Origin of the sequence: Pseudomonas sp. BIGb0278, from assembly GCF_024809895.1 — a bacterium.
In the GTDB taxonomy this organism is placed as follows: Bacteria; Pseudomonadota; Gammaproteobacteria; order Pseudomonadales; family Pseudomonadaceae; genus Aquipseudomonas; species Aquipseudomonas shirazensis.
Window position 1 is genome coordinate 1,428,897 of record NZ_JANUEL010000001.1, and the last position, 14,840, is coordinate 1,443,736.

Consider the following 14,840-nt stretch of genomic DNA (forward strand, 5'->3'; position numbering starts at 1 on the left):
CTGCAGATATGTCGATTGTGCAGGACATATTTGCATGGCAGGATCTTTTGATCCTCCAGTGCACTCCAGACTTCACTTGGAAAATCAATAACAAAGCAGGGAGATCGCGATGACCGCGCACGCTCGAATTTCATCCACCGATCATGTGCTGGCTGAAGTCCGCAATCAGATTGGCCACCTCACCTTGAATCGCCCGGCCGGGCTCAACGCGCTGACCCTGGACATGGTGCGCAGCCTGCAGCAGGCGCTCGACGCCTGGGCAGTCGACCCGCAGGTGCAGGCTGTGGTCCTGCGCGGTGAAGGGCCAAAAGGCTTCTGCGCCGGCGGTGATATCCGCTCGCTGTACGACAGCTTCAAGGCCGGCAGCAGCCTGCATGAAGAGTTCTTCGTCGAGGAGTACGCCCTCGACCTGCGCATCCATCACTACCCCAAACCGACCCTGGTGTTGATGGACGGCTTCACGCTGGGCGGCGGCATGGGCCTGGCACAAGGCGCCGACCTGCGCGTGGTTACCGAGCGCAGCCGGCTGGGCATGCCGGAAACCGCCATCGGTTACTTCCCGGACGTCGGCGGCAGCTACTTCCTGTCCCGCGTGCCGGGCGAACTGGGCACCTACCTGGGCGTCAGCGGCTGCCAGATCCAGGCGGCCGATGCCTTGTATTGCGGCCTGGCCAACTGGTACCTGAGCAGCGACAAGCTTGCTCAGCTCGATCAGGCCCTGGACCAGCTCAGTTTTGGTCAGCATCCGCTCAAGGACCTGCAGGGCGCGCTGGCCCGCCTCGGCACCCAGGTACTGGCCGACGCGCCGCTGGCCAAGCTGCGCCCGGTGATCGACCACTACTTCGCCCAGGCCGACCTTGCCAGCATCATCGAACAACTGCGCACGGTGCGGATCGGCGACAGCCAGGCCTGGGCGCTGGCCACCGCCGACCTGCTGCAAAGCCGCTCGCCGCTGGCCATGGCCGTGACCCTGGAGATGCTCAGGCGCGGGCGCAAACTCGGCCTGGAGGCGTGCTTTGCCATGGAGCTGCACCTGGACCGGCAGTGGTTCGCCCATGGCGACATCATCGAGGGCGTGCGCGCCCTGATCATCGACAAGGACAAGCAGCCACGCTGGAACCCGCCGACCCTGGCAGAACTAGCGCAGGCGCGGGTCGACCAATTCTTCGAAGGGCTGTGAGCCTGGGAGTACGCAGATGCAAGACCTGGAACTGAACGAAGAACAGATCATGATCCGCGACATGGCGCGCGATTTTGCCCGCGGCGAAATCGCCCCGCATGCCCAGGCCTGGGAAAAAGCCGCCTGGATCGACGACGGGGTGGTGCGCAAGATGGGTGAGCTGGGCTTGCTTGGCATGGTCGTGCCGGAGCAGTTTGGCGGCAGTTTCACCGACTACGTGGCCTATGCCCTGGCGGTCGAGGAAATCTCGGCTGGCGACGGCGCGACCGGCGCCTTGATGAGCATTCACAACTCGGTAGGCTGCGGCCCGCTGCTGGCCTACGGTACGCCTGAGCAACAGCAGCACTGGCTGCCCCGCCTGGCCAGCGGCGAAGTGATTGGCTGCTTCTGCCTGACCGAACCGCAGGCCGGCTCCGAGGCGCACAACTTGCGCACCCGTGCGGAATTGATCGATGGCGAGTGGGTGATCAACGGCAGCAAGCAGTTTGTCAGCAACGCCCGCCGTGCCGGTCTGGCTATCGTCTTTGCAGTGACTGATCCCGACTTGGGCAAAAAAGGCCTGTCGGCGTTTCTGGTGCCGACCGACAACCCTGGGTTCAAGGTCGACCGTAGTGAACACAAGATGGGCATTCGCGCGTCCGACACCTGTGCCGTGAGCCTCGACAACTGCCGCATCTCCGCAGCCAACATGCTCGGCGAGCGTGGCAAGGGCCTGGCGATTGCACTGTCCAACCTGGAAGGCGGCCGCATCGGTATCGCCGCCCAGGCGCTGGGCATTGCCCGGGCGGCATTCGAAGCAGCGCTGGTGTACTCGCGTGACCGCATCCAGTTCGGCAAGCCGATCAACGAGCACCAGAGCATCGCCAACCTGCTGGCCGACATGCAGGTCCAGGTCAACGCCACGCGCTTGTTGATCCTGCACGCCGCGCGTTTGCGCAGTGCGGGCAAGCCATGCCTGTCGGAGGCGTCACAGGCCAAGCTGTTCGCGTCGGAGATGGCCGAACGGGTGTGCTCGATGGCGATTCAGGTGCATGGCGGCTACGGCTACCTGGAAGACTATCCGGTGGAGCGCTATTACCGTGACGCACGCATCACGCAGATCTATGAAGGCTCCAGCGAGATTCAGCGAATGCTGATCGCGCGCGAGCTCAAGCACTATCCGCTGTAGCCCCGGCCCTCCTCCCGGACCTGCCTGAATGCAGGCCGCGACAGACCTCCACAGGCGCCGATTGAGGCGCCTGTTTTGTTAATAGCGAAATTTCCTACGCATCTATCAGACCACGTCTGATACAGCGTGCTGTTTCCTTGCCGACATGTCAGGTGTCTGGGCCTGAGCACTTTTTCTCACCCCGGATATCGAGTGGCGCCGCTTATTCAGGGGGCGTTGAAAGCACTAGGAGGAAAGTACATGTATCGGCTAAAGATCGCTGCAGTGATCCTGACAGTAGTAGCGCCCATGGCGAATGCCTGGAGCAACACCGTCGTGAGTGTGACGGTGAAGAATGAGACAACTTCCATTGCCACGTTTACCTACCAATATGCGTTTGGTTCCCTCGACCCTGCTCCGGGACCTATCAGCGAAAAATCTTCAACTCAATTCAAATTGAACAGTGCGTCCTCTTCTGCCTCTGGCCTGCGTTTTACCTATAAATCAGGTCGCAAAGAGTGCAAATTCGAAACATCTCACGTCTCATTACCTCTGGTGAAATGGGACAAAAAGGCAACGTCTGTCGGATCAACCCGGGCCACGTGCGAGGCCAAGACAACCCGCATTAACAGTTCGCCGCCCTATGACTACAGCGTGACTTTCACGATCAAATAGTCGCTCATCAATGCGGGAGGAGTGCACGCCTGTGCAACCCTCCCGGTCAAGGGACTCTACGCATGATAGACACGACATTAAAGGGCGTGCCTCGCCCTGTTTTGGCAACGGCGACATCGCGATCCGCGCCGGTGACTGCCAACGTTGCCAGCAAGCCGGAAGCCGGTAGTGAAGTACAACTGTCTGCTGAAGGCATGGCGCTCAGCGCCAAGGCCACACTCACGCAAAAACAACTGGAAGAAAAATTTCAGCGCGTCTATGGCCCAGACAGTTTCATATTCAAGGTCAACGCCGAGATAAAGCGTTTGGGTAATGCGTCTGTGGCACTAAATGAGATTCCTGCAGAGGCTTCACCCGAACGGCTCAAGCAGAGTCAACAGGCCGCGAAGTACATCGCGGGGGTGGTACGGGGGCAGCGTGACACTGCCAACCCCTTTGCTCATCTCTCGCGCGAAGAGGTTGTCGCCATCCTCGAAGACGAAAGTGGCGCCTATACCAGCGTAGAGCGGTACGCCGCCTGGGAAGCTCGACAGGACATGGACAATGCATGGGTCCAGCAAAACGCACTGTTGCGCGACCACGAGTCTGACGGGCGTCTGGATGTACGTAGAACGCTTGAATTCATAGACAACCTGGGCGAACTCGAACTGATGCGCTACCCGCCAGGGCACCGGGACTCGATCGAAGGACTGCTCAAGCAGTCCCAAACCCCTGGTGGCGACTTCGAACAGCCAAAGATCCCTTCGCTGGTAGACATCCTGAGACAAATGGACGAGTCGCAGAAGGCGCAAGAACCGTCCATTGAGCCACCCGACTGAGCGCTGATGCCCCAGGCCGCCCTGCGGCCCTGGCTCCCTCCCCGCGGCCTGCGCATCACAGCAGTACAGGTCGCGGTTCACTCGGTGACATGCACACTGTCCAGATACGTACGCACCGCCCACAGCGCCTCCTGGCTGAGAAAGTCGGCCATCTTCGGCATGTACACCCGCCCGTCGCGCACCGCGCCGTTGCGCACCCGCTCGACAAACCACTCATCACCGACGGCGCCTTCATCGAGCATGCGCAGATCAGGAGCGATGCCACCGGACTTGGCCTCGAGGCCATGGCACGCGGCGCAGTTCTGGTTATAGGCCGAGGCGCCGATCGACAGCGCTTTGTCATGGTCCTTGCTGTTGCGGTAGGGGTTTTCGCTACGCCATTCACTACCCAAGGGCTCCAGCCCATCGGTATTGACCGCCGATGGCGTTACGTTGCCGTGGGCGAAGCTGCCACCGGCGGCGCACAGGCCAGCCAGCAACAGGGAAAGGTGCCAGGCGCTTTTAGGGGTTGTCATTGTTCTGCCCTCGACTGCTGAAGTTGCACGCTGCGCCTCTCGAACGGAGGCGGCCCGACCATCCTAGAAAGCCAGGGCCAGCGGCCACATGCTGCTTTGGGGGTCGCACCCTTATCCCTTGGTAGTAGCGCTTGCGGCGCAGTGCCAAATCATGTCCGGACTGGGAAGATTTCCCGCAGTGACCGGGACTTTTTCCGTATCTCGATCAGCGGCGGCGTTCCAGGCTAACCAGGCACAACCTCACTGGGAACTCCACCATGACAACAAGAACATCACCCGCCCTGCTTTCGCCTCTTTCTGCCGCCCTGCTCCTGGCCAGCCTGGCCTGCGGCGGCGCTGCCCAGGCCAAGCCGGTTACCTGGGAAGATATCGCCGACGACCACAAGACCACCGGTAACGTGCTGCAATACGGCATGGGCACCAACGCCCAGCGCTGGAGCCCACTGGCGCTGGTCAATGACCAGAACGTATTCAAACTGACCCCGGCCTGGTCGTTTTCTTTCGGTGACGAAAAGCAACGCGGCCAGGAATCCCAGGCCATCATCAATGACGGCGTGATCTACGTCACCGGCTCCTACTCGCGGGTATTTGCCCTCGACGCCAAGACCGGCAAGCGCCTGTGGACCTACAACCACCGCCTGCCGGACGACATCCGCCCCTGCTGTGACGTGGTCAACCGCGGCGCGGCCATCTACGGCGACAAGATCTTCTTCGGCACCCTCGATGCACGGGTGGTGGCGCTGAACAAGGACACCGGCAAGGTGGTCTGGAACAAGAAGTTCGGCGACCACAGCGCCGGCTACACCATGACCGGCGCGCCAACCCTGATCAAAGACCAGAAGAGCGGCAAGGTACTGCTGATTCACGGCAGCTCGGGCGATGAGTTCGGCGTGGTGGGTCAGCTGTATGCACGTGACCCGGACACCGGCGAAGAAGTCTGGATGCGACCGTTTGTCGAAGGCCACATGGGCCGCCTGAACGGCAAGGACAGCACCCCGACCGGCGACGTCAAAGCGCCGTCCTGGCCGGATGATCCAAGCTCGCCAACCGGCAAGGTCGAGGCCTGGAGCCACGGCGGCGGCGCTCCTTGGCAGAGCGCCAGCTTCGATGCCGAAACCAATACCATCATTGTTGGCGCCGGCAACCCTGGCCCGTGGAACACCTGGGCGCGCACCTCCAAGGACGGCAACCCGCACGACTACGACAGCCTGTACACCTCCGGCCAGGTCGGCGTCGACCCCACCACCGGTGAGGTCAAGTGGTTCTACCAGCACACGCCGAACGATGCCTGGGACTTCTCCGGCAACAACGAACTGGTCCTGTTCGATTACAAGGACAAGGACGGCAAGCAGTTCAAAGCCACCGCGCATGCTGACCGCAACGGCTTCTTCTACGTAGTCGACCGCACCAACGGCAAGTTGAAAAACGCCTTCCCGTTCGCCGACAACATCACCTGGGCCAGCCACATCGACCTCAAGACTGGGCGCCCGGTGGAAAACGAAGGGCAGCGTCCGGCCAAGCCTGAACCAGGCCAGACCAAGGGCAAGCCAGTCGAAGTTTCGCCGCCGTTCCTCGGTGGCAAGAACTGGAACCCGATGGCCTACAGCCAGGACACCGGGCTGTTCTACGTGCCGGCCAACCAGTGGAAAGAGGAATACTGGACCGAAGAGGTCAACTACAAGAAGGGCTCGGCGTACCTGGGCATGGGCTTCCGCATCAAACGCATGTATGACGACCACGTCGGCACCCTGCGCGCGATGGACCCAACCACCGGCAAGATGGTCTGGGAGCACAAGGAGCGCCTGCCGCTCTGGGCTGGCGTGCTGGCAACCAAAGGCAACCTGGTGTTCACCGGTACCGGCGACGGTTACTTCAAGGCGTTCAACGCCAAGACCGGCGAGGAGCTGTGGAAATTCCAGACCGGCAGCGGCATCGTCTCGCCGCCGATCACCTGGGACCAGGACGGTGAGCAGTACATCGGCGTAACCGTCGGCTACGGTGGCGCGGTACCGCTGTGGGGTGGCGACATGGCCGAGCTGACCAAACCTGTGGCACAGGGCGGCTCGTTCTGGGTGTTCAAGATCCCGGCCTGGGACAGCAAGACAGCCCAGCGCTGAGTTGCCTGGTTGCGGCCACAACCAGCGCCTCGTACGCTGGTTGTGGCTGCGGCCAAGCGCCGTGAACGAGGGCCTTGCCCTCCTCTGAGGAGCCACCATGAACTACCTTCCCTTCGCGTTGATTCTGGCGCTCAGCCCGGTTGTTGCAGATGAACTGGGCGATGCCCCACTGACCATCAATGGCTGCGTGATCGCCGCCGAAAGCAAGTGCGCCAACGCCAACCTGCGCGGCGCCGACCTGAGCAATCAGGACCTGCGCAAGATCGACCTGTCTGGCGCCGACCTGCGCGAGGCCAACCTGCGCCATGCCCGGCTGGATCTGGCCAACCTGGAAAAAGCCGACCTGCGCGGCGCCAACCTGACCCGTGCCAGCCTGCAGCAAAGCAACCTGCGCCTGGCGCAACTGCAGAACACAACACTGGTCGCGGTACAGGCCTGGGGCATGTACGGGCAAGGCGCCAATTTTGAAAATGCCGATTTGTCAGCGGCCTATCTGGAATTCGCACGCCTGTCCGGGGCCAAACTGCACGGCGCCAAGCTGCAGGCGGCAGACCTTGAGATGGCCTGGCTGAGCAAAGCCGACTTGAAGGGCGCAAGCCTGGCCGATGCCAATCTGCAGGAAGCCAAGCTTGGCGAGAGCAATCTGGAAAATGCTGATTTGCGCGGCACCCGTCAGCACTATGCGAATTTCCAGGACAGCAACATGGAAGGCTGCCAAGGCTGCCCGCAGACCTGGAAGTAAACCGGCCTGCTCAGGCGACCGCTTTGAGCAACCCTGCCTGCAGCGCCAGGTGGACCAGCTCCGCTTGGCTGCTGACGCGCAACTTGCTCTTGAGCAGGGTCAGGTGATTGGACACGGTCTTGCTGCTGATACACAGCTGGCTGGCAATGCTGCGCAACGCCGTGCCCTTGGCCAGCAGCAGGAAAATCTCGGCCTCGCGCGGCGTCAGGCCATGCAGACAGTCGGTCTCAGCCTGCGCGGGCTGACAGGCCAACGCGGTCGCCAAGCCCTGCTCGATATAGGCATGTCCGCTAAGGGCCTTGCGCACCGCCTCGACCAGTACCTCAGGGGTGACCTGCTTGGACAGAAAGCCGCAAGCCCCAGCCGCCAATGCCTGGCGCACCAGGCTCAGTTGCGCATGTTCACTGAGGAACAGCACGCGTAGCTGTGGCAAACGCTGGCGCAGACGGCGGGTGGTTTCCAGGCCACTGATGCCCGGCAGCTCGAAATCCATGATCACCAGCCCCGGCACCTGCGCCTGCACCATGGCCAGCGCCTGCTCGCCATCGCTGGCCTGCAGCAAGGGCATCTGCGGCAACGCCTGGGCCAGGGTCGCGGTAATGCCGGCGCGCAGCAACGGGTGGTCGTCTACCAGCAAAATGGCCATGCCTTGTGCCTCCTGTACAGTGCAGGCCTCCATGCTAGAAGCCCTGCCGCTGCCCAGACCTACTACTTTGGTACTGCTTCGCATGGCGATGGTCGCATTCACAAAGCCTTGCTACCGGCTCTTAATAGCGGCATAACGAGGGCTGCTGCCAAGCGAACTGCCCCTGCGTGCGAGCACACATACAACAATAAGGTGCACAGCCATGTACAAGATTCTCATCGCCGACGATCACCCATTGTTCCGCGAGGCCATGCACAACGTGATTGCCGATGGATTTCCAGGCAGCGAGGTAATGGAAACCGCCGACCTCGACAGCGCTTTGGCGATGACCTGCGAAAACGACGACCTCGACTTGATCCTGCTCGACCTGAACATGCCCGGCATGCACGGTCTGGGCGGTTTGATGAACCTGCGCAACGAGGCGCCGACCATTCCGGTGGTAATCGTCTCGGCCGAGCAGGACAAGCAGGTGGTGCTCCAGGCCATTACCTATGGCGCGGTCGGCTTCATCACCAAGTCCTCGCCGCGGGCGCAGATGACCGACGCCATCGAGCAGATTCTCAACGGCAATGTCTACTTGCCACCGGACATCATCCGCACGCAGAAGCCCGGCACCCGCCGCGCGGTCAGCGAAGCGCAGAGCTTCGCCCCGGAGCTGCTGCAGGCGCTGACCCGCAAGCAACTGCTGGTACTTGAGCGGATGACCAAGGGCGAATCGAACAAGCAGATTGCCTACCACCTGGACATTGCCGAGACCACGGTCAAGGCTCACGTGTCGGCGATCCTGCGCAAGCTGAATGTGCACAACCGGGTGCAGGCGATCCTCAGCGCCGGCGATATCGACTTCACCGCCTACCTGCGGCGCTGACATAAAAAAGCGCATTCAGCCATTGAATGCGTCGTTGCAGGTGCAGTAAGCTCGGACTCAATCACTGGAGTGCAACATGACCCACAGCCACCACCACACTGCCACCTGCACCGCACGCACTGCGCGCCGGCTGCTGGCTGTCGTGCCTGGTTCGGTCGTCTCCACCGTTTATTTTGGGTATTGGTTTAGCCACTAGGCGCCGCTGATACCCAACGGCGCCCACTCTTCGAGGGGCCGCCGAACATGAGAATACTCAACCCCCGGTCGGCTTCCCGACCGGGGGTTTTGCGTTTCCAGGCCTTTGAAAAACACCAAACATATCGAGGATTTCAACATGAACTACCGCACTTCCTACCGCGCAGCCACCTATACCTGGCGATTTAGCCAATCCCGTTCGGGCCAGCCTGCCGCCTCCGTTCGGTCGATTTCCGGTGGCGATGCCGCACAAGAACCGCATTTGACGATTTGTCGAACACCTCGATAGGGCCGACCACGCGGGCCTCAACCCGCTGTCCGCCCAGGGAAACAGAACTATGCAAGCCGCTACCCTCGCCCTGCCCCTGACCGAACCTGTTGCTGCCAACTCCGCTGTCAGCCAGCGCCTGCCCAGCCCGCACCTGCTCAAGCAGCAAATGCCACTCACGCCTGAACTTGCCCAGCAAGTGGAGCAGCACCGCCAGGCCGTCCGCGCCATTCTCGAAGGCCGCGACTCGCGCCTGCTGGTGATTGTTGGCCCGTGCTCGATTCATGACCCACGCTCAGCGCTGGAATACGCCGACCGCCTCGCTGCACTCAGCCGCAAGGTCGACGACAAGCTGCTGCTGGTGATGCGCGCCTATGTCGAAAAGCCGCGTACTACAGTCGGCTGGAAGGGCCTGGCCTACGACCCGCATCTGGACGGCAGCGACGACATGCACGCCGGTATCGCCCTGTCCCGTGGCTTGATGCTGAGCATGCTTGAACGCGGCTTGCCGATCGCCACCGAATTGCTCCAGCCGATGGCTGCCGGCTACTTCGATGACCTGCTCAGTTGGGCAGCGATTGGTGCACGCACCACCGAGTCGCAGATTCACCGCGAGATGGTCAGCGGTCTGCGGCTGCCGGTGGGGTTCAAGAACGGCACCGACGGAGGTATCACGGTTGCGACCGATGCCATGCGCAGCGCCGCCCATCCGCATCGGCACTTTGGCATGGACGCTCAGGGTCATCCGGCGATCATCGATACGCTGGGCAACGCAGACACCCACCTGGTCCTGCGCGGCGGCCATGATGGGCCTAACTACGATGCGCAGAGCATCGCTCGTGCGCGTCAGAGCCTGACCAAGGCGGGGCTCGCTGCGCGCATCGTGGTCGACTGCAGCCATGCCAACAGCGGCAAGGACCCAGCTCGGCAGCCAGCCGTGTTCGACGATGTGCTGGCGCAGCGGCTGGCGGGGGATCAATCAGTGGTCGGCATGATGCTTGAGGGGCATCTGTACGATGGCTGCCAGGCCCTGGGCAAAGGCGACCTCGCCTACGGGGTATCGATCACCGACGGATGCCTTGGCTGGGAGGCCAGCGAGCGACTGTTGCAACGCTGCGCCATGCGCCTGCGTCAGTAGTACCCGGCGCGGACACGGCGCGCAGCAGCGGCAGCTGCGGCGCCCTGCAAACGGTGTTGGCTGCCAGCGACAGCAACCATGGCAGACAACCGCGTGTGGTTTGCGCTAGGCTTGCGGACTCATTCAAAAGGAGCATTTCCCATGGCCAAAGCCACCGCCCGCCACATCCTGGTCAGCAGCGAAGACAAGTGCAACGAGCTCAAAGCTCAGATCCAGGGCGGCGATGATTTCGCTGAAGTCGCCAAGGCCAACTCCAGCTGCCCATCCAGCCGCCAAGGCGGTGATCTGGGTTCGTTTGGCCCAGGCCAGATGGTCAAGGAGTTCGACACCGTGGTCTTCAGCGCGCCGCTGAATGAAGTTCAAGGTCCGGTCAAGACCCAGTTCGGCTACCACCTGCTGGAAGTGACCAGCCGTCAGGACTGATCCAGTCTTGCCTGCCCGTCTCTGCAGTTTCGCTGCGGCGCCGGGCCTGGCTCGCGATGGCGACCGACCTGGCGCATGCCGGGGAGGCGCTATCGCGCGTATTGGGCGCTTTTGTCGTCCGGTGACAATGCTGCTTACCGGTTGCCTTGTCACCTTCGCCCAGGCGGAGCCCAGGCACGCCCTTACGGTCTATGACGAAGCACCACGCTACCCCGATACCTTCCAGCATTTCGACTACGTCAACCCTGACGCCCCCAAAGGCGGCAGCCTGCGCCGCTCGGCGATGGAGATTGGCCAGTTCGACCATGTCCTGCCCTATATCGACCAAGGCACCGGCGTCAGCGAAGTCGACGGTTGGCTGTATGCGCCACTGGCAGTACGTTCGTTCGACGAGCCCTACACGGTCTACGGCCTGATTGCTCGGCGTATGGAACGCGGGCCGGACGACGCCTGGTTGCGCTTCGAGATCGATCCCCGCGCGACGTTCGCCGACGGCAAACCCGTCCGCGCAGAAGACGTGCGCTTTACCTATGAGCTGTTGTTGAGCAAAGGCAGCCTGAAGTTTCGCACGCAGTTTGCCGAGGTTGCGGCGGTTGTCATAGAGGGCCCGCGGACTGTCCGCTTCGACTTCAAGCAACCCCATGGGCGCACCTTGGCGCTGGACCTGGCCACGTTGCCGGTACTGCCGGAGCACGACTGGCAGCAGCGCGACTTCGCCACGGGTGCCGGCTTCGGCAAACCGCTGGGCAGCGGCCCGTACCGCATCGGCAAGATCGACAATGGCCGCAGCATCACCTTCGAGCGCGACCCGAACTGGTGGGCGAAGGACCTGCCGGTCAACCGTGGCCGCTACAATTTCGAACGCATGCGCATCGAGTTCTTTGGCGATACCGAGGTCGCCCGGCAGGTGCTGCGTGGTGGCGGTTTTGACTATAACCGCGAGTTCTCGGCCACCGCCTACACCCTCGGTTACAACGGCGCGCAGCTCGACGACGGTCGTTTGCAGCGCGCCCACCTGGGCCCAGCCAAGCCGCAGGTGGCCCAAGGTTTTGTATTCAACCTCGACCAGCCGATGTTCAAGGATCGCCGCACACGCCAGGCGTTGGCCATGCTCTGGGATTTCGAGTGGAGCAACCGGCAGATGATGCGCGGCATGTACATCCGCCAGCAGAGCATCTTCGCCAACACGCCGCTGGCTGCCCGGGAGCTGCCGGATGCGCAAGAGTTGGAGTTGCTTGAGCCGCTACGCGGTCGCGTGCCGGACGAGGTCTTTACGCGGGTGTTCACCGCGCCGGTGACCGATGCTTCAGGGATCGTCCGCCAGCAACAACTTCAGGCACTGGCACTGCTACAAGCTGCCGGCTGGCGGCCGCTTGGTGACCGCCTGGTCAACGCCGAGGGCCAGCCGTTCGAGTTCACCTTTCTCAACGGCCAGGCAGGGCTTGAGCGCATGCTGCTGCCGTGGAAGCGCAACCTGGCGCAAATCGGCGTCACCTTGAACATTCGCAACGTCGACGCGGCGCAATACGTCAACCGGCTGATGGCGCGCGACTACGACATGATCGTCACCGGCTATCCGGTGACCCTCTCGCCCGGCAGCGAACTGTTCAACTACTTCGGCTCGGCGGCCGCCAACGACCCAGGTTCGAACAACCTGATGGTGCTCAAGGACCCCGCCGTGGATAGCCTGCTGGCTGGGCTGGTGCAGGCCGACAGCCAGGTCAGCATGCGCCGTTACGCGCATGCACTGGACCGGGTGATGCAATGGAATTACTACTGGATCCCCAACTACTACCCGCCCGGCAGCTCCACGGTATGGTGGAACCGCTTTGGCCGGCCCAAGGTCCAGGCCGCCTATGATGAAGGCCTGGATACCTGGTGGGAGATCAGCCCGACCGCACTGACCAATGAGCAGATGGCCGAACGGCTGAAGGCTTCGCCATGACCGCTTATATCCTGCGCCGCTTGCTGCTGATCATCCCAACCCTGCTGGCCATTCTGCTGGTCAACTTCGCCATCGTTCAGGCCGCGCCTGGCGGGCCGGTCGAACAGGCGGTAGCGCGCTTGCAGGGTATCGGCGGTGGCAGTACGCCAGGCGCCGGCAGCGAAGTGGTTCATGCACAGTCCCGGGCCACCCGTGGCCTGGATCCGAAACTGATCGAGGAGATCAAGCGCCAGTACGGCTTCGACAAGACTGCCCCCGAGCGGCTTTGGCTGATGCTGGGTCAGTACGCCCGGCTGGATTTTGGCAACAGTTTCTTTCGCGGGGCAAAGGTTACCGATCTGATCGTGGAGAAGCTGCCGGTGACCTTGTCGCTGGGCTTCTGGGCGACCTTGATCACTTACCTGGTGTCGATCCCCCTGGGCATCCGCAAGGCCGTGCGCCACGGTAGCCGCTTCGATGCCTGGAGCAGCGCGCTGATCGTGATCGGCTACGCCCTGCCCTCATTCTTGTTCGCCTTGCTGTTGATCGTGTTGTTTGCCGGTGGCACCTCGTTGAACTGGTTCCCGGTGCGCGGGCTGGTTTCCGAGGACTTCGATCAGTTGAGTGTGCTGGGCAAGGTCGCCGACTACTTCTGGCATCTGGTATTGCCTGTAGGTGCCTTGGTGATCGGCGGTTTCGCCACGCTTACCCTGCTGACCAAGAATGCGTTTCTCGAAGAAATCTCTCGTCAATACGTGGTGACTGCTCGCGCCAAAGGCCTGAGCGAGCGACGGGTGCTCTACGGGCATGTGCTGCGCAATGCCATGCTACTGGTAGTGGCCGGCATACCCCAGGCGCTGATCACGGTGTTTTTCGCCGGATCCCTGCTGATCGAAGTGATCTTCTCGCTCGATGGCCTGGGCCGCATGAGTTATGAAGCAGCGGTCTCGCGGGATTATCCGGTGGTGTTCGGCACGCTGTTCATCTTCACCCTGGCCGGGCTGCTGATTCGCCTGATCGGTGACCTCTGCTACACCGTACTGGACCCGCGGATCGACTTCGACGGGAGGGCGCACTGATGCTCTCGCCCGTCACCCTGCGCCGCCTGCAACGCTTTCGCCGCAACCGCCGCGGCTGGCTTGCCCTGTGGCTGTTTGCCGGCCTGCTGGTGCTGACCCTGGGCGCCGAGCTGGTCGCCAACGACAAGCCGCTGCTGCTCGGCTACAAGGGCGAGTTGTATGTACCGGCCCTCAAGCGCTACACCGAGCAGCAATTTGGCGGCCAATTACCGTTCCAGCCCGACTATCGCAGTCAGTATGTGCGTCAGCTGATCGAGGATCAGGGCGGCTGGATGCTGTTTGCGCCGATCCCGTTCAGTGCCGACACCCCCAACTACGATCTGCAGGTACCCACCCCCAGCCCACCCTCCGCGAGCAATTGGCTGGGTACCGATGATCAAGGCCGGGACGTGCTGGCTCGGGTGCTGTACGGCACTCGCGTGTCACTGCTGTTCGCGTTCGCCTTGACCGCCATCAGCGTGCTGATTGGCGTATCTGCCGGCGCTTTGCAGGGCTATTACGGCGGCTGGGTCGACTTGCTTGGCCAGCGCCTGCTGGAAGTCTGGTCCGGCCTGCCGGTGCTGTACCTGTTGATCATTCTCAGCGGTTTCGTCGAACCGGATTTCTGGTGGTTGCTGGGGATCATGGCGCTGTTTTCCTGGCTGGCGCTGGTCGACGTGGTGCGTGCCGAGTTTCTCCGCGGGCGCAACCTTGAATACGTCAAGGCGGCACGTGCGCTCGGCCTGACGGACATGCAGGTGATGCTGCGCCATGTTCTGCCCAATGCCATGAATGCGACCCTGACCTACGTCCCGTTCATGCTCACCGGGGCGATCACCACCCTGACGGCACTGGACTTCCTCGGTTTCGGCATGCCTGCCGGCAGCGCGTCGCTGGGTGAACTGGTGACCCAGGGCAAGCAGCATCTGCAAGCGCCATGGTTGGGCTTTACCGCATTTTTTGCCTTGGCATTGATCCTGTCGTTGCTGGTATTCATCGGCGATGCGCTGCGCGAGGCATTTGACCCGCGTGCTTAAGCCCGGCACAACTGTCCGCGCCGCGAATCGATTGAACTCTGGACTGCTCCGCCCTCTCCCACTCTAGAGACTTGTCGATTGTCCTGGAG

General features: G+C 62.2%; 14 protein-coding genes. 12 read left to right on the forward strand and 2 right to left on the reverse strand.

Annotation, left to right across the window (positions count from 1 at the left end):
- Nucleotides 1-109: 109 nt before the first annotated feature.
- The 4 genes from M2396_RS06510 (at nt 110) to M2396_RS06525 (ending at nt 3,820) form a co-directional block, all read left to right on the forward strand.
- Entirely contained in the window at nt 110-1,180 is a 1,071-nt protein-coding gene (locus tag M2396_RS06510) for an enoyl-CoA hydratase/isomerase family protein (RefSeq protein ID WP_101319128.1), read from the forward strand.
- A 16-nt stretch (nt 1,181-1,196) separates the two neighbouring features.
- Entirely contained in the window at nt 1,197-2,348 is a 1,152-nt protein-coding gene (locus M2396_RS06515; protein ID WP_259073932.1) for an acyl-CoA dehydrogenase family protein, read from the forward strand.
- Between the two features lie 192 nt (nt 2,349-2,540).
- Nucleotides 2,541-3,002: a hypothetical protein gene (locus tag M2396_RS06520; protein ID WP_188035863.1), complete on the forward strand. Its 462-nt coding sequence runs from the start codon at nt 2,541-2,543 to the stop codon at nt 3,000-3,002.
- A 62-nt stretch (nt 3,003-3,064) separates the two neighbouring features.
- Nucleotides 3,065-3,820 (forward strand): hypothetical protein, encoded by a 756-nt coding sequence (locus tag M2396_RS06525; RefSeq protein ID WP_220633550.1) that lies wholly within the window; start codon nt 3,065-3,067, stop codon nt 3,818-3,820.
- Between the two features lie 77 nt (nt 3,821-3,897).
- On the opposite strand, the gene pedF is transcribed toward M2396_RS06525, so the two are convergent.
- A complete protein-coding gene (gene pedF / locus M2396_RS06530; RefSeq protein ID WP_101319122.1) occupies nt 3,898-4,335 on the reverse strand; it encodes a cytochrome c-550 PedF in 438 nt (145 codons plus the stop codon).
- A 257-nt stretch (nt 4,336-4,592) separates the two neighbouring features.
- Between pedF and exaA the strand changes: the two genes are divergently transcribed.
- Nucleotides 4,593-6,452, forward strand: coding sequence for a quinoprotein ethanol dehydrogenase (gene exaA, locus M2396_RS06535; RefSeq protein WP_150572646.1), 1,860 nt, complete (start codon nt 4,593-4,595; stop codon nt 6,450-6,452).
- Nucleotides 6,453-6,549: 97 nt separating this feature from the next.
- A complete protein-coding gene (locus tag M2396_RS06540; RefSeq protein WP_259073935.1) occupies nt 6,550-7,194 on the forward strand; it encodes a pentapeptide repeat-containing protein in 645 nt (214 codons plus the stop codon).
- 10 nt (nt 7,195-7,204) lie between these two features.
- Here the strand turns inward: M2396_RS06540 and M2396_RS06545 are convergent, their stop codons facing one another.
- Entirely contained in the window at nt 7,205-7,840 is a 636-nt protein-coding gene (locus M2396_RS06545) for a response regulator transcription factor (protein ID WP_259073936.1), read from the reverse strand.
- Nucleotides 7,841-8,042: 202 nt separating this feature from the next.
- On the opposite strand from M2396_RS06545, the gene M2396_RS06550 reads away from it, so the two are divergent.
- The 6 genes from M2396_RS06550 (at nt 8,043) to M2396_RS06575 (ending at nt 14,751) form a co-directional block, all read left to right on the forward strand.
- The gene (locus M2396_RS06550; RefSeq protein ID WP_101319114.1) at nt 8,043-8,708 is read left to right on the forward strand and encodes a response regulator transcription factor; all 666 of its coding nucleotides are present in this window, start codon (nt 8,043-8,045) and stop codon (nt 8,706-8,708) included.
- 533 nt (nt 8,709-9,241) lie between these two features.
- Complete coding sequence (locus M2396_RS06555) at nt 9,242-10,309, forward strand: 3-deoxy-7-phosphoheptulonate synthase (RefSeq protein ID WP_259073938.1); 1,068 nt, start codon at nt 9,242-9,244, stop codon at nt 10,307-10,309.
- A 141-nt stretch (nt 10,310-10,450) separates the two neighbouring features.
- A complete protein-coding gene (locus tag M2396_RS06560) occupies nt 10,451-10,732 on the forward strand; it encodes a peptidylprolyl isomerase (protein WP_259073939.1) in 282 nt (93 codons plus the stop codon).
- 127 nt (nt 10,733-10,859) lie between these two features.
- A complete protein-coding gene (locus M2396_RS06565; RefSeq protein ID WP_259073940.1) occupies nt 10,860-12,677 on the forward strand; it encodes an extracellular solute-binding protein in 1,818 nt (605 codons plus the stop codon).
- Nucleotides 12,674-13,735, forward strand: a complete 1,062-nt coding sequence (locus M2396_RS06570; protein WP_150572649.1) for a microcin C ABC transporter permease YejB — start codon at nt 12,674-12,676, stop codon at nt 13,733-13,735. The genes M2396_RS06565 and M2396_RS06570 overlap by 4 nt, the downstream gene beginning before the upstream one ends.
- Nucleotides 13,735-14,751: an ABC transporter permease gene (locus M2396_RS06575; RefSeq protein WP_101319104.1), complete on the forward strand. Its 1,017-nt coding sequence runs from the start codon at nt 13,735-13,737 to the stop codon at nt 14,749-14,751. Before M2396_RS06570 ends, M2396_RS06575 begins: the two co-directional genes overlap by 1 nt.
- Nucleotides 14,752-14,840: the final 89 nt, after the last annotated feature.